Annotated in this window: 21 protein-coding genes, 2 tRNA genes and 1 riboswitch; of the genes, 5 read left to right on the top strand and 18 right to left on the bottom strand. The window is 33.2% G+C overall.

The window, feature by feature from the left end; translation table 11 throughout:
- Positions 1 to 241 precede the first annotated feature (241 nt).
- Positions 242 to 1,942 (bottom strand): ATP-dependent protease LonB, encoded by a 1,701-nt coding sequence (gene lonB, locus CAB05_RS20190; RefSeq protein WP_088003694.1) that lies wholly within the window; start codon positions 1,940 to 1,942, stop codon positions 242 to 244.
- 159 nt (positions 1,943 to 2,101) lie between these two features.
- Between lonB and CAB05_RS20185 the strand changes: the two genes are divergently transcribed.
- Both CAB05_RS20185 and CAB05_RS20180 read left to right on the top strand, forming a co-directional pair.
- Positions 2,102 to 2,560, top strand: coding sequence for a MarR family winged helix-turn-helix transcriptional regulator (locus CAB05_RS20185; protein WP_235821573.1), 459 nt, complete (start codon positions 2,102 to 2,104; stop codon positions 2,558 to 2,560).
- 269 nt (positions 2,561 to 2,829) lie between these two features.
- Positions 2,830 to 4,833, top strand: a complete 2,004-nt coding sequence (locus CAB05_RS20180; protein ID WP_088003688.1) for a YhgE/Pip family protein — start codon at positions 2,830 to 2,832, stop codon at positions 4,831 to 4,833.
- A gap of 55 nt (positions 4,834 to 4,888) precedes the next feature.
- Here CAB05_RS20180 and clpX read toward each other — a convergent pair whose 3' ends face one another.
- The 11 genes from clpX to CAB05_RS20125 all read right to left on the bottom strand — a co-directional run bounded on the left by clpX (position 4,889) and on the right by CAB05_RS20125 (position 14,939).
- Positions 4,889 to 6,166 (bottom strand): ATP-dependent protease ATP-binding subunit ClpX, encoded by a 1,278-nt coding sequence (gene clpX, locus CAB05_RS20175; protein WP_088003685.1) that lies wholly within the window; start codon positions 6,164 to 6,166, stop codon positions 4,889 to 4,891.
- A gap of 356 nt (positions 6,167 to 6,522) precedes the next feature.
- Positions 6,523 to 7,803 (bottom strand): trigger factor, encoded by a 1,281-nt coding sequence (tig, locus tag CAB05_RS20170; protein ID WP_088003682.1) that lies wholly within the window; start codon positions 7,801 to 7,803, stop codon positions 6,523 to 6,525.
- Between the two features lie 285 nt (positions 7,804 to 8,088).
- Positions 8,089 to 9,075, bottom strand: coding sequence for a hypothetical protein (locus CAB05_RS20165; protein ID WP_088003680.1), 987 nt, complete (start codon positions 9,073 to 9,075; stop codon positions 8,089 to 8,091).
- Between the two features lie 141 nt (positions 9,076 to 9,216).
- Positions 9,217 to 9,771, bottom strand: a complete 555-nt coding sequence (locus CAB05_RS20160; RefSeq protein ID WP_088003677.1) for a DUF4240 domain-containing protein — start codon at positions 9,769 to 9,771, stop codon at positions 9,217 to 9,219.
- A gap of 141 nt (positions 9,772 to 9,912) precedes the next feature.
- A complete protein-coding gene (locus CAB05_RS20155; RefSeq protein ID WP_088003674.1) occupies positions 9,913 to 11,211 on the bottom strand; it encodes a globin-coupled sensor protein in 1,299 nt (432 codons plus the stop codon).
- A 268-nt stretch (positions 11,212 to 11,479) separates the two neighbouring features.
- Positions 11,480 to 11,553, bottom strand: a tRNA-Arg gene (locus tag CAB05_RS20150).
- Positions 11,554 to 11,557: 4 nt separating this feature from the next.
- Positions 11,558 to 11,631 (bottom strand) — tRNA-Gly (locus tag CAB05_RS20145).
- Between the two features lie 215 nt (positions 11,632 to 11,846).
- Positions 11,847 to 12,356 (bottom strand): YfcE family phosphodiesterase, encoded by a 510-nt coding sequence (locus CAB05_RS20140; RefSeq protein ID WP_088003670.1) that lies wholly within the window; start codon positions 12,354 to 12,356, stop codon positions 11,847 to 11,849.
- A gap of 11 nt (positions 12,357 to 12,367) precedes the next feature.
- A complete protein-coding gene (locus tag CAB05_RS20135; protein WP_088003667.1) occupies positions 12,368 to 12,973 on the bottom strand; it encodes an XTP/dITP diphosphatase in 606 nt (201 codons plus the stop codon).
- 30 nt (positions 12,974 to 13,003) lie between these two features.
- Positions 13,004 to 13,741, bottom strand: a complete 738-nt coding sequence (gene rph / locus CAB05_RS20130) for a ribonuclease PH (protein ID WP_088003664.1) — start codon at positions 13,739 to 13,741, stop codon at positions 13,004 to 13,006.
- Between the two features lie 151 nt (positions 13,742 to 13,892).
- Positions 13,893 to 14,939 (bottom strand): GerMN domain-containing protein, encoded by a 1,047-nt coding sequence (locus tag CAB05_RS20125; RefSeq protein WP_174567307.1) that lies wholly within the window; start codon positions 14,937 to 14,939, stop codon positions 13,893 to 13,895.
- Positions 14,940 to 15,146: 207 nt separating this feature from the next.
- On the opposite strand from CAB05_RS20125, the gene CAB05_RS20120 reads away from it, so the two are divergent.
- Together CAB05_RS20120 and CAB05_RS20115 are read left to right on the top strand one after the other, a co-directional pair.
- Positions 15,147 to 15,371 carry a helix-turn-helix domain-containing protein gene (locus CAB05_RS20120; protein WP_088003658.1) on the top strand — a complete coding sequence of 75 codons (225 nt, stop codon included), beginning with the start codon at positions 15,147 to 15,149 and terminating at the stop codon, positions 15,369 to 15,371.
- Between the two features lie 357 nt (positions 15,372 to 15,728).
- Positions 15,729 to 16,811, top strand: a complete 1,083-nt coding sequence (locus CAB05_RS20115; protein ID WP_088003655.1) for a hypothetical protein — start codon at positions 15,729 to 15,731, stop codon at positions 16,809 to 16,811.
- A 227-nt stretch (positions 16,812 to 17,038) separates the two neighbouring features.
- Here CAB05_RS20115 and CAB05_RS20110 read toward each other — a convergent pair whose 3' ends face one another.
- Genes CAB05_RS20110 through CAB05_RS20090 form a run of 5 tightly spaced genes read right to left on the bottom strand, consistent with a single transcriptional unit; the run spans position 17,039 to position 20,615 of the window.
- On the bottom strand, positions 17,039 to 17,806 hold the full coding sequence (locus tag CAB05_RS20110; protein ID WP_088003653.1) for a TatD family hydrolase: 768 nt from the start codon (positions 17,804 to 17,806) through the stop codon (positions 17,039 to 17,041).
- Complete coding sequence (locus tag CAB05_RS20105) at positions 17,775 to 18,545, bottom strand: ABC transporter ATP-binding protein (RefSeq protein WP_088003650.1); 771 nt, start codon at positions 18,543 to 18,545, stop codon at positions 17,775 to 17,777. The genes CAB05_RS20110 and CAB05_RS20105 overlap by 32 nt, the downstream gene beginning before the upstream one ends.
- 2 nt (positions 18,546 to 18,547) lie before the next feature.
- Positions 18,548 to 19,309: an ABC transporter permease gene (locus CAB05_RS20100; RefSeq protein ID WP_088003647.1), complete on the bottom strand. Its 762-nt coding sequence runs from the start codon at positions 19,307 to 19,309 to the stop codon at positions 18,548 to 18,550.
- Positions 19,309 to 19,599, bottom strand: a complete 291-nt coding sequence (locus CAB05_RS20095; protein WP_088003644.1) for a thiamine-binding protein — start codon at positions 19,597 to 19,599, stop codon at positions 19,309 to 19,311. Before CAB05_RS20095 ends, CAB05_RS20100 begins: the two co-directional genes overlap by 1 nt.
- Before the next feature lie 26 nt (positions 19,600 to 19,625).
- Complete coding sequence (locus CAB05_RS20090) at positions 19,626 to 20,615, bottom strand: ABC transporter substrate-binding protein (protein WP_088003641.1); 990 nt, start codon at positions 20,613 to 20,615, stop codon at positions 19,626 to 19,628.
- A 128-nt stretch (positions 20,616 to 20,743) separates the two neighbouring features.
- Positions 20,744 to 20,853: riboswitch (TPP riboswitch) on the bottom strand.
- Between the two features lie 218 nt (positions 20,854 to 21,071).
- Here CAB05_RS20090 and racE point away from each other — a divergent pair.
- Entirely contained in the window at positions 21,072 to 21,863 is a 792-nt protein-coding gene (racE, locus tag CAB05_RS20085; protein WP_088003638.1) for a glutamate racemase, read from the top strand.
- A gap of 31 nt (positions 21,864 to 21,894) precedes the next feature.
- Here the strand turns inward: racE and CAB05_RS20080 are convergent, their stop codons facing one another.
- Positions 21,895 to 22,335: an RrF2 family transcriptional regulator gene (locus tag CAB05_RS20080; protein WP_088003635.1), complete on the bottom strand. Its 441-nt coding sequence runs from the start codon at positions 22,333 to 22,335 to the stop codon at positions 21,895 to 21,897.
- Positions 22,336 to 22,460 lie beyond the last annotated feature (125 nt).

Here is a 22,460-nt window from a genome sequence, read left to right as displayed (position 1 = left end):
AGTGGAAGGTGTTCGCCCAGCCCCGACAAGCATAAGGCTAAGAACACTGAAAGTTGCTTTTTAACTTTCATTGGGCTTAGACTTATGACCTCGAGGGGCTAACACCTGGAACTAGACATCAAGAAAAGTGGAAGCGATTCAGACAATAAAAAAAGTGTCCCGTTCAACTTCATTAAAAATAGAGAAAAAAGAGTGTTATTCTCTATTTATTCGAAATGAGTTGATTCGAACACTTTTTTATTTACATAGATTGCGATTGACTTTCCTCAAACAATGTAAGTTGAGTAAAGTCTTCTTTTGTTGATTTGCTTGTTAGTTCAAATTTCCAATTATCTTTAAAGACTTCATGTAAAACTTTTTCAATACGATCGACAGCCAAAATTTCAACATTTTCATATTGATGTAATGTAGTTTGATCGTTTTCTTTTGGAATGATAATTTTTTTCGCGCCTGCCTTTACAGCTGCTTTTACTTTTTCCGGTACACCGCCAACGGGTTTAACTTCACCTTGAATACTCATTTCACCTGTTAATGCAATCGTATTGTCGACTGGAATATTATTAACTGCCGAAAATATGCCTACAACCATTGCAATACCAGCAGACGGACCATCTGTTAGAGCCCCACTTGGGAAGTTAATATGAATAGTAAAGTCTTCGATTGGGACACCAATTTTACGTAAAATAGTCGTTACATTTTCTAGCGAACCTTTTGCCATACTTTTTCTTCTAACCGACTTACCTTGATTTCCAAGACTTTCTTCTTCAACGATACCAGTAATTGTTATCGTTCCTTTCCCTGCTTCTTTTGCAGGAATGGCACTAACTTCAATAGATAATAAGGCACCAATATTTGCACCATAAACAGCTAATCCATTTACAAGACCGATAGTTGGATGTTCAGGTATTTTATTAACCAATCTAGGAGTTAGACGACTAACTGAGACTACCCATTGAATATCTTCTTCCACTAATTCGTTACGTCCAGCAGTTAAAACCATTCCACCAGCTAACTGAATTAAATTGATTGCTTCGCGGCCATTTTTTGCGTATCTTCCGACCAATTCAAGCGCTTTTTCAGAAATAGTTAAATCAATTTTTTCCGCTGATCTTTTTGCGACTGCTTGAATCTCGTCCTGTTCTAGCTCTCTAAAAAATATTTCTAAACAACGCGAACGAATAGCAGGTGGTATCTCCTCAGGAGAACGTGTTGTTGCACCAACTAATCTAAAATCTGCTGGTAATCCATTCTTAAAGATTTCATGAATATGTGCTGGAATAGATGGATTCTCTTCTTGGTAATAAGCACTTTCAAACTTTACTTTTCGATCTTCTAATACCTTAAGCATTTTATTCATCTGAATTGGATGAAGCTCTCCAATTTCATCAATAAATAGAATTCCGCCATGCGCATCCGTTACTGCACCTTTTTTCGGTTGAGGTACACCAGCTTGCCCCATTGCACCTGCTCCTTGATATATCGGATCATGAACTGAACCAATTAGAGGATCTGCAATACCTCTCTCATCAAATCTAGCAGTAGTTGCATCTAATTCAATAAAGACAGCATCGTTTTTAAACGGTGTTTGAGGATTTTTTTTAGCTTCTTCTAACACAAGTCTTGCAGCCGCAGTTTTCCCAATACCAGGTGGTCCATATATAATCACATGTTGAGGATTTGCACTACATAAAGATGCTTTTAATGCTTTAATACCATCTTCTTGACCGACAATATCATTAAAAGTAGTCGGCCTGACTCTTTCAGCTAATGGAACAGTTAGTGATATTGCTTTTAACTTCCTTAATTGTTCCATTTCTTTTTTAGATTCACGGTCAATTGAAACTTTTGTTGTTCGTTGACCTTTTAATAAATGAATAAAGTACAATGCGACAATCGTACCTAAAGCGAGCTGTGCTAATAAAATAATAGTTGTTAAGTTCATTTTATACCCCTCCACTGAAGTAGAAATTAATTCTAGTATCGCCTCTTAATTGGAAGGATAAACCATTTTTAAAAATTAACTTACTTACGTTTACTTTACTTTTTAAGCTTATTCAAAGTAAGATTATTTTAATAAAGTAAATTTTATGGAGCGAATATGATGAATAACAAATTTGATAATATAGACAAATTAGAATTGGAATTAGCTATTTTTGTTCGAAGAGCTGAAGCTACTAGAATTGCCTTTTTAAAATATAGAGATTTAAATCGTTCAATATACTTACTCTTACTTTCAATTGAAAAGTTCGGACCAATTAGTATTAAGGCATTAGCAGATCAATTTCAACTAGATATTTCAACAATGAGCAGACAAACATCATCTTTAGAAGCAAAAGGTTTTATTAAAAGAGTCTCTGACGCAAAAGATGCCAGAATCAGTCTGTTTGAAATTACTAATTTAGGTATCGAACAACTAACTGAAGTGAAAAGCGAGCGTCGATTGTTTTACACTGAGTTTTTAAAAGATTGGTCAGATGAAGATAAAACTCAATTTACAGAATTACTAAAAAAGTTTAATCATACTGCTGAAAATTTTAAAAAGAATTATAAGAAATCTTAAAATATCTTGATAGTTTATTAAAAAACTTTAACTTGCATAATACAACCTATTACACTAATATAGTTGTGTATCACAACTAGTTTTTGTCCTAATAGTTGTATGAAGCAAGTTTTTCTTTCGTTTGAGAACTGATTATCATGTTAATTTTATACGATAATACTTGTATCATACAAGTATATTAGACAAACCCTCTTAATTAGAAGTGTTTCTTTACAACGATACTTGTATCATACAAGTGTTTATTTTTTTAGAATGGAGTGATTTATATAATGGGTCTTACATTATTTATAAAAGATTGGCAGCATATCTTAAAGCATAAAATGGCTACAATTGCTGTCGGAATTCTTTTATTAATGCCACTAGTTTATGCAGGTTTATTTGTTGCTGGATATTGGGATCCATATGGAAAGTTAGATCAATTTCCCGTGGCAGTTGTGAATTTAGACCAAGGAGCTAATATGAGTCATACAAATATTCATATTGGCAATGATATGGTAACTGATTTAAAAGGAAACAAAAACTTAGATTTACATTTTGTATCCAAAGACCGCGCTGAAAAAGGGTTAAAAAAAGGCGATTACTTCTTAATCATCTCTATTCCTAAGAATTTCTCAGAAAATATAGCAACTATTTCTGATGAACACCCTCAAAAAGCAAAATTAGAATACAAAATTAATCAAGGTAAAAACTTTGTGGCAGGTCAAATTAGTAGCCAGGTAGCTAAAGAAATTTATGACAAAGTTAGTACAGAAATTACTAAGTCTTACACTGAGACTATCTTTTCGAATCTAAAAGATATGGGTAATGGATTTGAACAAGCTAGTAACGGTGCCACTAAAATTCATGAAGGAACTAGTAAAGCAAAAAATGGTGCTTCAAATCTAAAAGATGGTGCAAGTCAACTGGCTAGAGGAGAAAAACAATTATCTGATAGTACCGTTCCATTAACAGAAGGTGTAGACAAGCTTTCAGATAGTTTAAGTACAATAAAATCTGGATCTGATTCTTTAACTACTGGATTAGGTGAATTAAATAATGCTGGCGGGCAGCTTGAAACTGGTGCTACTTCATTAGTTTCTGGCGTAACACAACTTAAATCTGCTAGTGATACACAAGGTTTGTTAATAACAGAGCTTGAAAAAACAAAACAAAGTTTAACTACAAAACTAGATGAATATATCAATAAAAATTCAGAAGCAAAAGATGACGAAACAATTAAGGCAATACAATCGGAAATACAAATTATTACTGGACTTTTAAATAAAATGCAAACAATCCAAACATTACAATCTAATGGAATCACCAAAGTAAGAAGCGGACAAGAAGATCTTGCAAAAGGATTGCATTCATTTGATCAACATCTAAATAGCGCATACTTAGGTAGTCAGAAATTAACAGCTGGTTTAACTAAATTCTCTTCTGGAATGACTAAATGGAATGAGGGTTTCCATACATTTAGTAGTGGTGTTATTTCTGCGACAAATGGATCAGAAAAAATACTTGATGGTACCTCAGCTTTAGTTAGTGGAATGCAGGATTTAACAAATGGAACTGGTGAATTATCAGATAAACTAAATGATGCAGCAAATAAATCTTCAAATATTCATTCAGACGCGAATCTTTTTAGTATGTTCTCAAGACCTGTTGATTTACAAGAAACTGTTATAAATGAAGTTGAAAACTATGGTACATCAATGGTGCCTTATTTTCTTACACTAGGTTTATTTGTTGGCGGCTTAATTGCATCAAACGTTGTTCCTTTTGAGCGTGAATCAAAAATTCCTGGAGTATCTGGTTGGCAGCATTTCGTTAATAAGTTTTGTCTCTATGCTTCATTTGCTTTCATTCAAACAATTATTGTAGATATTGTCATATTGTTTGGTTTTGACGTGCATGTTTACAGTATCCCAAAATTCTTGATCCTCAGTTTATTAGCCGCATTAACATATGTTACTTTTATCTTAATGCTTGTTTCAATCTTTGGAGGAGTTGGAAAATTAGGTGCTATTATTTTACTCGTTACACAATTAGTTACTTGTGGCGGTACGTTCCCAATCGAACTAGCTTCACAATTTATACAAGCTATTAATAAGTTCCTTCCAATGACATATGCAGTAAATAGTTTTAGAAGTGTAATTAGTACAAGAGAATGGAATGTATATTGGAATGGAATTGGCATTTTGTTCTCGTTTACTTTTGTATTTGCACTAATAGCATGTTTACTAGTTGTAAAGGCAAATCAGAAAGAAAAACTTGTAACATCAGCAGGATAACATAATACAATCTCAAAATAAAAAACCAAATGCTTAGAAGCATTTGGTTTTTTTATTAAGCTAATTTATTTTTCTTTTCTTTTTTATTTAGTTCTAATTCCGAACCGTCTTCTAATACAAGCTTTGGAGCTGCACCAGATTTAACAGTTTCAGCAGAAATTACGCATTTTTGAATATCTTCACGAGAAGGTAATTCAAACATAATATCTAACATAATTCCTTCGATAATTGAACGTAGTCCACGAGCACCCGTTTTACGTTCAATTGCTTTTTTAGCAATTTCAGTTAACGCTTGATCTTCGAACTCAAGTTCAACTTGGTCAAGTTCTAGTAATTTTTGATATTGCTTAATTAGAGCATTTTTTGGTTTCGTTAAAATTTCTACTAACGATGTTTCATCAAGCTGCTCTAAGTTCGCTAATACCGGTAAACGACCAATAAACTCTGGAATTAAACCAAATCGTAATAAGTCTTCTGGTAATACGTGGTTTAAGATCTCTTTTGAACTTAAGTCGTTCTTTTCAGAGTCTCCACCAAATCCAATTACTTTTTTACCTAAACGACGTTTAATGATCTGTTCAATACCATCAAATGCTCCACCACAAATAAATAAAATATTTGTTGTATCGATTTGAATAAATTCTTGATGAGGATGCTTACGTCCACCTTGTGGCGGAACACTAGCAACTGTTCCTTCAAGAATTTTTAAAAGTGCTTGTTGTACACCTTCACCTGATACGTCACGAGTAATTGATGGGTTCTCAGATTTACGAGCAACCTTATCAATTTCATCAATATAGATAATACCTTTTTCTGCACGTTCTACATCATAATCAGCTGCTTGGATTAGTTTTAGAAGAATGTTCTCTACATCTTCACCAACATATCCTGCCTCAGTTAATGAAGTAGCATCAGCAATTGCAAAAGGTACATTTAAAATACGTGCTAATGTTTGAGCTAATAATGTTTTACCACTACCAGTTGGTCCAATCATTGCAATATTACTTTTCGATAATTCAACTTCATCAATTTTACTATTTGAATTAATTCGTTTGTAATGATTATACACAGCTACTGATAAAGCCTTTTTTGCATTGTCTTGACCAATTACATATTCATCAAGAATTTCGCATATTTCTTTTGGCTTTGGTACGTCTTTAAACTCTACTTCCTCTTCTTTCGCTAATTCCTCTTGAACAATTTCAGTACATAATTCGATACACTCGTCACAAATGTACACACCAGGTCCAGCGACTAGCTTTCTTACCTGAGACTGAGATTTTCCACAGAACGAACATTTTAGCTGTCCTTTTTCTTCGTTAAATTTGAACATATGTTCACTCCCTCTAAAAATTTCTAAAAAGTCACTCAATATGTATGTATTACGAAAAAATATGTATCTTGTAGCTATATGATAGCACACAAAATAAACAAAGCAATTATTTAGTTCTCTTAAGTTGTTTAAATTTTTAGAATATATATATTCTAATGTAATGTAGATAATCCTTTTTTTAAAGAATTATTTTTAGTATAGCCACAATCTTTTTTTAAAAACTGTATTAACAGATTCTAACATATGTATATGTGCATTTTAAAGGAATCAGTTCATATTACCAAATATTTCATTATTTAAAAACAAGGCACGAAAAATTCGCGCCTTGTTTTATACACTATATTTAAAAATAACGCTTATTTTTTTCTGCTATCTACTAATAATTCAACAGCTTTACGGATTTGGATATCATCACGAACTGCATCAGTACCACCAAGCATTCCAACTAATTGGTCAGCAGGGATATTGTACATTTCAGATAAACGTCCTAACTCTTCGTTAACTTCTTCTTCAGTTGCTTCGATTTTTTCAGCTTCGATGATTGCATCGATTGTTAGGTCGATTTTCACACGAGCTTCAGCATCTGTACGCATTTGGCCACGAAGATCTTCTTCTTTTGTACCAGTGAATTGATAGTAAAGTTCTAAGTTTAATCCTTGCTGAGCAATACGTTGTTCAAAGTCTTTAACCATACGGTCAACTTGGCTTTCGAACATTACATCAGGGATTTCCACTTCAGCATTGTCAGCAGCTTTTTGTACTAATGCATCACGTAAGCTACCTTCAGCTTGAGCTTTTTTAGACTCTTCTAAATCAGCTTTGATTTTAGCTTTAAGAGCGTCTAAAGTTTCAACTTCATCGTTTACATCTTTAGCGAACTCGTCGTTTAATTCTGGTAGTTCTTTAGATTTGATTTCATGAACAGTTACTTTGAAAGTAGCAGCTTTTCCTGCTAATTCAGCACTGTGGTACTCTTCAGGGAATGTTACGTTTACATCAGTTTCAACGCCTGATTTTGTACCAACTAAAGCATCTTCAAATCCAGGAATGAATGAACCTGAGCCGATTTCTAATGGATAGTTTTCACCTTTTCCACCTTCGAAAGCAACGCCATCAACGAAACCTTCGAAATCGATTACAGCTGTATCGCCTTGTTCTACTGTACCGTCTTCTTTAACTACTAACTCAGCTTGACGCTCTTGTAATTTAGTTAATTCAGCTTGTACATCTTCTTCAGTTACAGTTGCATCAGTTTCTTCAACTTCTAAACCTTTGTATTCACCTAATTTTACTTCAGGCTTTACAGTTACTTTAGCTTTGAAAATTAAAGTTTTGCCTTTTTCCATTTGCTCTACATCAACCTCTGGGCGATCAACTGGCTCAATACCAACTTCTTGAACAGCTTGGCTGTATGCTTCTGGTAAAATTACATCTAAAGCATCATTGTAAAGTGCTTCGATACCAAATTTTTGTTCGAAAATTGGACGAGGTAATTTTCCTTTACGGAATCCAGGTACATTAATTGTTTTTACAACTTTTTTGAAAGCTGCGTCTAAACCTTTATCTACTTCAGAAGCTTCAACTTCTACAGTTAATAGACCAACGTTAGCTTCTAATTTTTCCCATTTAGCAGTCATTGTTAGTTCCCTCCAAGATTATCTAAAAATATATATGTGCTTACGAATTTTAGTACTATACACGCATGTCCAATTTATGAATAAACAGGAAATATTACATGTATAATTAAGTAAATAGTCGTTACAACCATTCTATTATAACACATTCCTTTTTTGTTTCAATATTTCCTATTTTATATTTAGCTCTCTACTTAAAAAGATTGTTGCTTTCCACGCCATGTTCCTGATTATGTATGAGATGTTCCTTGGTACATTCACGTCACGACAATCAAAATTCCCTATAAATTAGCTGCTGCTCAAATCAAAATACCCTTCTTTTTCAAATTGTCTTACTAAAGTAGCCGCTCTTTGAACTTCATCATATTCAACTTGGAACAATTCAAACAAATCATCTTCATCGACTTTTCGATCAAAATATTCTTGGACTATACTATAGAAACAAGCAGTCCAAACATCCACATTACTCGGTTCGGGAATAAATGGAAAATAGATTGTCATAAAATGTTGAAAATGTGTTTTAGCTAGTTCAAATGCTGAAGGATCCTCACTCTCAAGCACAAGGCTTAACTTTTGTACGACCTTTGCAATAAATTGATCATGTTCATTTGAGTCACTGATAGCATTCCAAGTCATTTCTTGGTTCATTTTTTTAATTTCAAATTCATGACCAATTGATTGTTCTTGTAAAATAAATAAAATAAAACTTTGAATTAACGGATTTGCTCGTGAACTTTTCACAACTTCTTCTATTTGCTTTAGGATAAGTTTACAATCAATTACTCTCAGTTCATTGATGATTTCAAGTTGTTTATGAATCGTTACGTTATTTTCTACTAAATTATGTAAATTCAACATTTCAAGATGTTCATTTCGTTCTGGAGCTACCTTATTTGATAACGATAGCATTGCTTGATATTTATCCATTTGAGTTTCATCAATTCGTTTTTGCTGAAGTAATTTCTTTATAGATTTTTGTAATACTTCATACTCTTTTAATTGAAATAAAATACTGATAAAGACTTCAATTGCTTCATCACTCTCAAATGGGCCAAAAACTAAGTCTTCACATCTTATTTTTGCTTCTAATGGTTTGTTACCTTCGAGTAAGCACGCTACCGCTGCCAGTTCAGTTTGAGAATTATGTTCATCCATCTCTTTCAGTTGATCACATAGCATTAATGCTTTACTATAGTTCTTCTCTTCTAGTGCTTTTTTACCTAAACTGATAATCCGATCCTTTAGTTTAGGAAAAAAGACAATATTGTCTTCCATGTAACTCCTCCTTATCCAAAAGTTTTCACCTGAACATATACATAATGAAAAAGTTTATCATGAATACAAATTAAATAAAATATTTCACTACGAATTATCCTCTTAAACGACAAAAAAGAAGAACAATGTTCTTCTTTTTGATTAGCGTAATGGCTTTAAACCAAAACGTTTCCATAATTTCGGATATAGTTCTTTTAATTCATCATTTGTTTTCCAATCTGCTGCTAAATGTAACTCTGGATAATGATATCCCTTACTTTCAACTAAAGTATTGAACTCATTCCAAAGTTGATCATCCCAATCATCGTCGCCTTTACGTTTGATTGTATAAGCTTGTAGAGCTAAATCTAACATGTCTTCTAATTCAGGCACTAAACCTTCTTCCTCATAAATAGGAAATATATATTCAGCCAAATAGTCTGGATCGTCTAGAACTTTTTTATATACTTGCTCACCTTGACCGATTAACCACGCTCTAAAAAAAGCAAATGAATCTTCCGAGCATCCATCCATTATCACCCATGCAGCTGCTAATAACCTAGAATTGTATGCTTTTGAAAAAGCAGTTTCGAACTGTATTTCAAATTCTGCAATTTCTTCATCACTTTGTTTTGCTAAATGACTTATTACCCACTCATAAGGTTCTTCTACAATATGCATTTTTGAAATGAGTCCCCAAAAGTCTTTTTCGGTCATAAAAATCACTCCACTATCTTATTTATATTAGGATAACATATCTCATCATAAAATTTCGGTTCTTAACAAATTTGTTATATTCTCACAATTTTGTAAAAAACAAAAAAAGAGAAGGAATTCTCCTCTCTTTTAGCTAATATATTACTCTTTATGCACTGCATCGTTTAGTTCATTTGCAGACGATGCAACATTGCTGATTGCTCCGCCAATTTCCTTAATCACATCAACTAAATTTACAATTTGTTTTTCAATTCCATGGTTTCCAGATAAACTATTGTCCATTGAACTTACAATACCATTAAAGGAATCATGAGTTTGCGTAGCTTCCTGTTGACCATCGTTTACTAATCCTTTTACATCATGAATCGAATTTACAACTTTATTCATATACAACGTTGCATGTGAGATTAATTCTTCAATTCGTTCTGTTGATGTTTTTGTTTGCGTAGCTAATTTCTTTACTTCGTTTGCTACTACCGCAAATCCTTTTCCATGCTCACCTGCACGAGCCGCCTCAATTGCAGAGTTAAGAGCAAGTAAATTAGTTTGATTAGCAATATCTTGAACAATTAAAATGACTTGTGATATTTCATTAAAAGAGTTATTAAGTACATCAACTGATACTGATACTTCATCTGTACTATTCGAGATCGTTGAAATTTTATTATGCAACACTTTCATTAATTCTTGACCTTCATAAGCCAAGGACTGTGTAGTACTAGCAATTTCATTATTTGAAATAACTGATTCGTTTACCCTTACACTGCTGTCTACTAATAACTCAACTGCAGCATTTGTTTCTTCAACTAAAGCAAGTAATTCTTCAGCAATCTCACCAATTTTTTTCTTTAAATTTATTTCTACTTGTAGTTGTTTCTCTTTTGCACCGATATTTTCTTTTTCATATAGATCTAATACTAATTGCTGTTCAAAGTTTAATATTTTCGAGGCTACAGATATTAGCTTTCTTTGCTCTTCACTAGTAGTATTCGTAATTTTAGAAACTACAAAAATCAATTCCTCTAAAATATTTTGAAATGCAGCTAAATACCATTTCGGTTGAAGTCCTATTCTAAAATGGATTTGAGCCACTTTTAATCGTTTATTTACATATTCATCATTTATTTCGCCATGAAATAATAAATGAATATGTGATGATAAAGTCTTTCTCAAACGTTCAACAGATGAGTGACTTTCAATGATATTTTTTAAATGTTCAACTTTTAATACCGCATCATAAAATGCTGATACTAAACTTTCTATATTTTCTGAAACAATTGGTTGTAGACTTTTTAAAATTTTTAACTCTTCTTCATTTAATCGTATGAAAGCTAACTGCTGTTTTATTTCTTCATCTGTTACTTGGATTGAAACCGAAACATTTGATTGATTACTTTCTTGCAAAAAATGACCTTGTTTCTCTTTCTTTTTAAAAAACATAAAATATATGCTCCCTTCTTCATCTGTAATTATGTCGGAATAATATAATAAATGTTTAGTTAAATGCTGAATCCATTTTTTTCTATTGCCTACAACATATGATAGGGATGTTCATACTGAATCAAAAAGGAAAGTAGAAGGTCATTAAATGAAGTGTTAGTACAAAGGGACTATTATAGAATAGGGGAAGGAATTCATATTAATAGCACAAAAAAAGGTTTAAGGAATGGGGATAACCCTTATTCCTTAAACCTTTTTTCTATTATGACGTCCTGGGAGGGATTCGAACCCCCGACCGACGGCTTAGAAGGCCGTTGCTCTATCCTGCTGAGCTACCAGGACATAATGGAGCGGGTGATGGGAATCGAACCCACGACCGAAGCTTGGAAGGCTTCTATTTTACCATTAAACTACACCCGCATGTTTTTTTAGCGACATCACCTGTCGACATAATTTATTATAGTCACTTCACTAAATAAAGTCAACAATAATTTTAACTTTTTTTCCAAAATAAAGGAAAAAATTTCTTTTCCATTTATACTCTCATTATATTTTATTTGTATGAAAATTATCACTTTTTAAAGAACTTAAAGGTTAGTAGAAATTTATATTTTACTACTAACCTTTAACTTATGTTATTGATTTAAATCAAATGAAGATGATAATAACTCTTTGCCATCAATCGAGTAAAAAATAACCTTTGCAGATTTACCATAGGTATCTATGATTGCATATGTTTTTTCTTTTCGCATTCGAGGTAGGAGTATACTACCTGGGTTGATAAAAAGGATTCCATCTATAACTTCAGCTCCAAGCATGTGAGAGTGGCCGAAGCAAGCGATCGTTGCTCCTAATTCTCTGCATCGATAATGAAGCTTCTGTAGAGTTTGTTTAATCCCATATAAATGACCATGAGTAGCGTAAATCTTAACATCATTTTCTTGATGAATGAACTCTTCAGGGAATTCTCCTCTAAAATCACAATTGCCTCGAACGACATGAAAACCTTGTAATTCTTTTGCATCAATCTCTAACTCAGAGTCACCACAGTGGATCATTAAATCAACATCTTCACGATGACGTTTAGAAATTACTTCAAGCAGTTCTGTTAAACCATGACTATCACTTAGAATCAATGCTTTCATAATATTACCCCTTAGAAAAATTCTTTTCCTTCTTTTTCTATTACGTTCATTAATGATTTAATAGCATTTGCCCTATGACTTAAGCCACTTTTTTCATCTGCCGTTAATTCAGCCATCGTTTTGTCCAACTCGGGCAAGAAGAAAATTGGATCATATCCAAATCCATTTGTTCCTCTCTTTTCGCTCGAGATATAACCCTCTACTGTCCCATTAACGGTAATCGTTTTTTTACCTGGCGCAGCTAATGCAAGCGCACAATAAAACCTTGCTGTACGTTTACCTGGAAAAACATCATGTAGCTCACTTAATACTTTTTGTAAATTATCTTCATCGCTTTTATGTAGACCTGCATAACGTGCTGAATATACACCAGGTCTTCCTTCAAGTGCATCTACAATTAACCCCGAATCATCTGCAATAACCGGAGTTTGTAGAACTTTTGCTAAGTATTCAGCTTTTAAAATAGCATTTTCCTCAAAAGTTGTTCCAGTTTCTTCAATCTCTTCAATTTCAGGGAAATCCTGTAAGGATTTAATTTGAAATCCCATTGGGTGAAAAAGTGATTCAAAGTCTTTTACTTTTCCTTTATTATTCGTCGCAATAATAATTGTTTCCATCCTTAAAGTCTCTCCTCTATATATGTATAGTTAAAACTTAATTCCTTCATTTAATAGAACTTCTTTTTGTTTTTCAATCAGCTTTTTAATTCCTAGTTCACCTAGAGCGAGCATTTCATTTAGCTCTTCTCTTGTAAAGGTCGCTTCTTCACCAGTTCCTTGCAGTTCTACAAAGCGTCCTTCTCCAGTCATAATAATGTTCATATCAACGCTAGCTGCAGAATCTTCTAGATAATATAAATCTAAAACCGCACCAGCATCTTCTAATATCCCTACAGAAGTCGCTGCCAAATAATCTTTAACTGGATAAGATTTTAATTTATCTTGTTTAACTAATTTATCAAATGCCAACATCATTGCAACGAATGCACCAGTAATAGAGGTTGTTCGAGTTCCCCCATCCGCTTGGATTACATCACAGTCAATCCATACCGTTTTTTCTCCAAGTGCTTCTAAATCTACAACCGCTCTTAGTGCTCTACCGATTAGTCTTTGAATTTCCATTGTACGACCTGTTACCTTACCTTTTGTTGACTCACGCATCGTTCGATCTTGTGTTGCCCTTGGTAACATAGAATACTCAGCTGAAATCCAGCCTTTACCGCTATTCCTTAGGAAAGGTGGCACGCGGTCTTCAACTGTCGCATTACAAATTACTTTTGTATCCCCTACACTAATTAGCACAGATCCTTCAGCATGCTTTGTATAATTCGTTACAATTTCTATTGGCCTTAATTCATTATTTAATCTTCCATCTGTTCTAGTCATGTTTGTTTCCTCCTACATAAATCTTCCAATTACTAGTATAGACAAAAATATGATTTCATTTCTACTTATTAAAAGCATTTCTTAAGATAAATGCAAAAAACCTTGAACAAAAGTCATATTTAAACTTTGGTTCAAGGTTTGATTATGAAGTTTATAATTCTTTTGTATTTACATCCTTAGGTCTAGATACTGGTTGGCTTAAAGGCTTACCTTGTTGATTTAGTGCAGTTAATTTACCATCTACTTGAATTTCAATTGAAGTAACCCCTTTTTGTTCAGTTAACGATAAAACAAGTGGTTGTAATACATCATCATTAATCATATTTTTAGCAATGTTGCCGTATATACCTTCATTAAAATTTAGTGTTAGTTTACCATTTTGATATTTTGGCTCAGCAACTAATTTTGTATCTGAACCAAAATCAGAAACAAGTTCAGAATACTCAGAAGGACCCTTAACAAGTTCATTTACAATTGCAGTATACGAATCTTTTTCTGCATTTGAAATCCTTCTAGTTACAGGAACATAATAAGTTTCACCCATTTCATCTTGTGAAACATAGTATAACGTAACTGGTCTTGAATTCATTACATCAACGATATCACCTTTATCAAAATTAATGCCATCTTGCCTAGTTAACCCCTCACCTATTTGTGCTTTGTTAATTGGCATAGCCGTTAAGTTTTTACCATTTACACGAATTTTTACTTTTTTAACATTCTCAAACTGCGTCAATGTCCAAGTTACAGCTTGAAATACTTTTAACTCATCTTCGTCATGATATTGTTTAAACTCTGAAGAGAAATCAGCAATGACTGTACCATCTTTTTGCGTTTCTACCCCTAAAACCTCAGTGTTTGGTGGTAAAACAGCTTGAAACCCATTAGGTAATTGATCTGTTACCGGACCGTCTTTCACTAAATACTCTAGGGCTTGTTTTGCCAAACTTGTAGATTTAGGTAATTGGAATGTTTGTGGTACTACATAACCATTTCGATCGATTAAGTATAGTTCTCTTTTCGCTGTTTGTTCTTGTACCTTACCTGCTTGTACTTCTTTTGATGGTTGGTCACTTCTATATGTAACCGTTTTAGGTGGATCGATTTCATTAGAAGTTTTAACCGGAATTAAACCACAACCAGATAATGTAGCAAGTCCACAAAGTGTTGCAGTTGTTACTAATAATCTTTTTTTCATCGCCATACTCCCCCCACGCTTTTTTACTATTTATACGAGCATGTACAATTTTTAGAACAAGCTATGGCCAAAAAAAATAAATATTTTAATCTGGCTTTTAAATTTACTGGAAATATTCACCTTAAATACGAATCTGTCATATGATAAAAAGACTAAATGAATACCCATCCGAAGTACAGCTCGGTCAAGCAAGGAGGGTTAGCACAGTTGAAGGATAGAGAATATCAAACAAAGCACACACTCACTAAGCGTGAAAAAGAAGTATTTGAACTTCTTGTTCAAGATAAAACTACAAGAGAAATTGCTGAAGAACTGTTTATAAGTGAAAAAACTGTGAGAAATCATATTTCAAATGCAATGCAGAAGCTTGGGGTTAAGGGGCGATCACAAGCAGTTATCGAGCTACTACGCATGGGCGAGCTTGAACTGTAGCATTCTTGTAGATTTACAAATCTACTCATCTACCTACTGCCGGCTATCTTTTTGATAAGCCGGTTTTGGTTTTTTGTGTAGGCTATCAACCTTCATTTACATTGTGTTATTAAGCGATTCTATAATTATACATGTTGAATCAACTGAACAATAATTTAAAAGAAGAGTATCGTTTACTCTTCTTTTAAATTTGCATAAATAATGGACAAAAAGTCTATTTACCTTATAATCTAGCAATATTTTAGGTAATAATAGTTTAATAGACCCAAATTACAAAAAAAATAAAAAATTATAAGATTTATTACAAAAATTAAATTATAATGAAAAAGCTGTATTAAACAACTAAGGAGAGATTTTATGAAGAAAATACTGCACATTTTACTAACTGCAAGTTTATTAATGACGATTTGTTTTTCATTTAAAACGGTTACAGCTGAAGTTAATTCAGAAGGAAATACTTTCCCAATAAAAAGTATTTCAATTGAAAAACCTAGTATCACAATGCCTGATACAAATGTAGCATATGTTACTTTTAAATCAGCCCCTTCAACTTTGGAGAGATTACACATTACATACGGAAACTATAATACAGAATATCACTCAGCTTATTTTTCCAAATGTGTAGTGACGAAGAATTTGCTAATCTATTCATGTCCAATTAGCATCCCAAAATATGAAACATCAGGTAATTGGAAAATATATAACATTGATATAAAATATGAGGATAATGAAAATAGTAGTTGGTTCTCACGCGATGAAAACCCTAATCTTATCAAATGGCCAACGTTTAAAGTTTCAAATAAAAACGAAGATAGTGTTGCACCAGTTTTAAAATCCTTCCAAGTTATCGGAGATGTGCTACAACCTGGAGTTGCTTTCCAATTAGAAGCTTACGCCGAAGACCAAAAATCTGGGATAAAAGATATTGCTGTAAGTTTTATCGATAAAAAAACTGAACAAAGCTTTCTTCTAGAAAAATTAAAATACGTGGGTAATAATAAATGGACAAGTAATACTACACTTCCTAAAGATATAAACCCTGGAGGATGGTACATTTCTCTAGTAAATATCCGTGACAATGCAGGAAACACCTATGTAAGATTTTTTGATAAAAATGGTTATACAGAAAGATCTAGAACGATTCGAGATGAAGTGAAAACTGCTACTGTAAAAACAGATGATATTGAAGACTTTTATGTATTACCTCAATCAAAAGTCTTATCAAAATCACTTACAACTGTGAAAATGCAATCTTATTCAAATCGAACAATAGAAATATATAAAGGTACTAAATTATTAAAGAAAAGCAACACAACAGCAAGTGGTAAAAGTAATTTAACTTTTACTAAACAATCAAAGAATTCACAACTTAAAGCAGTTATTAAAACAAAAGCTGGTAAAGTATCGGAAACAGTAAAAATTACATTACCTAATAAATAAAGAAAACCTTTATACAAAAAAAACAGTCCTTTAAAAGTAATTCTTCTAAAGAACTGTTTTTTTGTTTTTCATTGAAAATTTTGTTGATTACAACTCCAGGTTGCTCCCTTTCCGAGGGCGAGAGCTGAGCCTCCGGGGTCTCTACCTTCCCGCTATTCCCATCTTTTAGAAAAGAGCATTCTCTTAAGAATAATTTAATTCAAAGTAGGTACTCTCTTTCTCTCCTCTTAAACTTCATAAAACCCTTTTGTATTTTCATAAAGAATTTTATATACTTCCCTTAATTCAACATCTTTAATTTCAGCAATTTTGCGTACTGATTCATGAATAAAGCTTGGATGAGTATATGCTCCTTTAAAAGGACCTTCAAACGGCCATGGACCATCTGTTTCAACCATTAGCTGGTTTAGTGGATAGATTTTTACAAGTTCTTGAATTTCGTTTTCATATAACACATCTGGCGTAATGGATATATAATAACCATTTTCTATCATTCGCTTAATGGTATGTTTGTTTCCTTTAAACCAATGAAAATGTGCTTTTTTGATTTTATATTTTTCTAATAGACAACAAACGATATCGGCATCTTCATAAACCGCATGTAGTACGATCGGTTTGCTTACCTCATATGCAAGCTTAATAAACTTTTCAAGCAACTCAATATAAGGTTTATAATCAAGCGTTTGTTCCTGATTCCGATAATATGGCAAGCCTACTTCACCAATTGCAATCATTTGATCATTATGTTCCCTTATCCATTTTAACAAAGCTTGAGTTTCTTCTTCTGAGGGAATCTCTTGTTCAGGATGAAATCCAAATGCAGTGAATACCTGTCTTGATTGCAATTGAAAATCGAGATTTTTCTTACATGATGCTAAATCCATGGAAACTGAAATAAGCGCCTCTACTTCGTTTTCTTTTAAACTATTAAGTATTTCATCTCTTTGTTTCGTTTCATATGAGTCAAGATGAATATGAGCATCTATCACTTTCATCTGGTTTCTCCTTTTCCAGTGCAGAGTATATTTTACGTTTCCACGCAGTAAATTCATCAGTTAATAGTAATTCTTTTTGACGAGGTCTTGGAAATGGTACGATAATTTCTTCTTTAATCTTTGCAGGTTTATCTGAGAAAATATAAATCCGATCAGACAATAATAAAGCTTCATCAATATTGTGAGTAACTAGCAAAATTGACCGTCTTTGTTCTTCCCATATTGAAAGTAGCCATTGTTGCATATCAAGTCTCGTAAATTCATCTAATGCTGAAAATGGTTCGTCCATACACATGAATGATTGTGGAGCAAGTAATGATCTAAGAAATGATACGCGTTGTTTCATGCCACCTGATAATTCATGTGGATAAGCATTTTCGTAGTCAGCAAGTCCGGTGCGTTTCAACCAATCTCGTGCTAATGATTCATCCGATTTACCTTTGATTTCACTAGATAATAGAATATTTTTCAATACAGTTCGCCACGGAAGAAGTGAATGCTCTTGCGGCATAAAACTAATATGGCCTAGTTCTCCATTTATTACTGAATGATTTAAAATGATTTGTCCCGAATCTGGATTGATCAATCCACCGATTAAATTGAATAAAGTACTTTTCCCACTTCCAGAAGGACCTAAAATCGAGACAAATTCTCCTTCATTTACGTGCATCGAAATACCGGCTAAAATTTGTTGATGTTTTCCAAATGATTTTTCGAGATTTCTAATTTCTAATGTCATTTTTATTTTACTCCCTTAGACTTCCATTTCACCGTCATTCTTTCCAGCAATACAATCAAGCCGAAAAAGAACATACTTAAAAGCATAATGATAAAAATCGAGACAAATACTCGATCCGTACGAAATGAAGAAGAAGCAAGTGTCATAAATACACCAATACCTGTTTTTGCACCAAGCCACTCAGAAATCACCGCACCCATCACACTATATGTCGCGGATATTTTTAATCCTGAAAAAATAGACGGTAGTGAGTATGGACATTCTATTTTCCAAAATAATTGAGATTTTGTTGCTCCTGCCATTTTCATATAATTAATCAATTCAGTTGGCGTTTGTCTAAATCCATCGAGAGCAGAAACGGTAACAGGAAAGAAACAAACAAGTGAAATGATCATTAACTTTGGTAATACTCCAAATCCAAACCAAATGATTAAAAGTGGTGCTAAAACAATAATTGGTACGTTCTGTGACAAAATCAATAATGGATAAAACGCTTCTTTAAATCCTGGAATTAAATGTAGTACGATTGCAATCATTAGTCCTAGAAAAGTACCTACAAAAAAACCAGAGATGGTTAATTGTACGGTAGAAAGTACATGTGGAACTAACGAATCATAAGATTGGATTCCTTCTTTTAGTATTGCGATTGGCCCTGGCAAGAGCCAATCTTCTATTTTGAAAAACTTTATACTTAGCTGCCAAAAAATTAAAAAAAGGAGGATGACAAGAATCGGTTGCCATCCTATTATTTGTTTGCGGTTCATTAACGATACTTCTCCGTCAAATCATCCATTGCAATACCTTGTGGCTGATATAGAATTTTCATTTGTGTAATGACATTATGACAGCCTATTTCAATCATTCTTTCATTCATTTTTTGAACTATATTTAATAATTGATTTAATTCGCCTTCCATTGTTGTTTCTAATGGCTGAACTTGGTATTTTACACCAGACTCATCGATTACTTTTATCGCTGCATCAACCGCTGGAATAACTTCCTCAATTTTATTTGTTTTAGGAATAATTTGTACACTCATTAAAGTATTAGACATTTAAAGCTCCCCTTTGTCAAAAAATATTATTCTGGTAAAAACTCATTTGTAAAAGCTTTTTCCGGATCAAATTTACCTTCTAACAATTTATTTTCAGTTAACCACTCGGCATAGTTTTTCCAAATTGTTAACTTCTGTTCACCCCAACGACTTGCATCGTCTTGATATTTAGTAGAAAGCCACTCCTGACTTTTTTGAACTAACTCTTTATCTAAATCCGGATTATCTTTTAACAAAATATCTGCAGCTTCTTTCGGATGATCGATTGAATAAGTATATCCTTTAGACGCTGCCTTCATAAATGCCTTAACTGTTTCTGGTTGATTCTTAATCATTTTTTCATTCGTTGCAAGTACTGGCGTATAGTAATCTAGTTTATCACTGTAATCAGTTAAATAAACCATATTTAGCTTTTCACCACGAAGCTCAGCTTCTATACCTGTCCATCCTTGATAAATCCAAGCAAAATCAATATCTCGCTTTACAGCCGTGAAGAAATCAGCTTCGCCCATATTAACGATATTTAATTTATTAACATCTGCATTTTCTTTTTTCATCAATGAATCTAAGATTGCTTTTTCTACAGGTGAACCCCATCCACCGTAAGTTTTACCTGCAAAATCTTTAGGTGATTTAATATTTTTGCTAACTGGTGAAGCAAAACCAGAAGTATTATGTTGAATAACAGCTGCAATCGACACGATTGGTACGTTTTGTACTCTTGCTTGTGTAATTGACTCTTGGTAAGAAACGCCAAAATCAGCTTTACCAGAAGCAATTAATTGATCTGCTCCTGTTTGCCCCGGGCTAATAATCTCTACATCCAAACCTTGCTCTTTAAAATATCCATTTTCTTTTGCTACAAATAAACCTGTATGATTTGTATTTGGCGTCCAGTCTAATACTACCGACACCTTTTGTAGTTCTTTTTCTTTCTTCGGTGTTGACGAATTTTGCTCACTACATCCTGCTAATGTTAAGCAAAGTGCAAAAATGCAAATCAGTAATCTTTTCATTCTATAACTCTCCTTTTTGTTTTGTTTATACAAATGAAATGTGTTAGCACCATAGTCAGGCACTAGAACTAGACAAAAAGAAAACGCCCGAATAAATATCCGGACGTGAATGCACTGTAAAAAACTATATCAAAAGAGATACTGTTCCCTACGCTGGCATCACCCAGATCAGGTTCTAAGAGTCAGTATCTAAAGGATACAATCTCAGCCAGCAACACTGGCCCCTCCACATTTTCTCGCATATAAACTTTTCATGATAAATATAACAGATAAATCCCTTAAATACGACTCATTTTCAACATAAATTTAATATTTTAATAATCTGTATATATAGAAAACTTCATTTCTTGAAAAGGATTGAGCAGAAATTGAATCATGAACACTATGAATATAATAGATCAACAAGGTTTAAAAGTTTGTGGGATCCTATAAATAAAACGAAGGCGAGTGGACTAGATGAATAAGCCAATTGGTGTGATTGACTCAGGCGTTGGAGGCTTAACAGTTGCAAAACAGATGATCAGGCAGCTACCGAACGAAGAAATTTATTATGTAGGTGACACACTTAGATGCCCATATGGCTCACGTTCATATGATGAAATTAGACAGTTTACTTGGGAAATGACATACTATCTCCTAGACAAAGATATTAAAATGTTGGTCATTGCTTGTAATACTGCAACTTCTATCGTTTTACAGGAAATGCGCGAAAAATTACCGATTCCTGTAATTGGGGTTGTTCATCCAGGAGCAAGAGCGGCAATAAAGCTCACGAAAAATAACCGCATCGGAGTAATAGGTACAAATGCTACTATTCATAGCCATGCATACAAACACGCACTAAAGAGAATTAATCGTACAGTCGAAATAATAGAATTGGCCTGTCCAGAATTTGCTGGAATAGTTGAAAGTGGTAGATACACTCTACCAGACATTTTTGATCATATTCATGAGGCTTTGGCTCCATTAAAAGAATCTAGCATTGACACCTTAATACTAGGTTGTACTCACTATCCCCTATTGAGTTCCATTATTCAAGAAGTAATTGGCTCTCAGATCAAGTTAATCAGTTCAGGTGATCAAACAGCTTTGGAGGTTAGTGCAATACTGGACCAGCAAAATTTATTATCAACCAAGAAGTCTGTGTCACACTCCTTTTTTACCACTGGTAGTCCCGTGGCATTTCGCAAAATAGCTTCTTCAATATTCCAAGAACCATTGGAACATATAAAACAAATTAAACTTTAAAACACTCAAGCATTTTTTTGCTAGAGTGTTTTTATTTTTTATTTAAGTCAAAATATTCTTTTAGCATAAAATTATTTTGTACAATATCTTCAAGAGTATATTCGTCTAATACTTGTAAAAACTGATCTAATGCTTTATTAAATATATGCTTTAAAGAACAAACAGGTGTTATGACACAGTTATTGTTATGCTCGAAACATTCAACAATATGAAAGTCCTCTTCTGTCTTTCGAATTAATTCACCTATATTTATGTCCGATGGTCGTTTTGCAAGTCGGATTCCACCATTCCGTCCTCGAATTGTTTCAATATACCCCATCTTCCCTAAGTTATAGATTATTTTCATTAAATGATTTTTTGAAATATCATACGCCTCGGCAATATCCTTTATATTTACCAGTTTTTCATTTGGTTCAGTGGACAAGTATATTAAAACCCGAAGTGAGTAATCCGAATAATTGGTTAACCGCATAAATTCCCCTCACTCATTTATTTTGATTAATCATAGCATAATTGTGAACATTTTTTAAACTTTTATAAACTGAGGCTAAAAAGATGTATTTTACATATTGCTTTAAAAAGTAGATGGGTCTACTA

It is taken from the genome of Gottfriedia solisilvae, assembly GCF_002128405.1.
GTDB classification, from domain to species: domain Bacteria; phylum Bacillota; class Bacilli; order Bacillales; family Bacillaceae_G; genus Gottfriedia; species Gottfriedia solisilvae.
The sequence above is the reverse complement of the archived record's forward strand: the minus strand, read 5'-3'. Positions and strand labels throughout refer to the sequence as shown.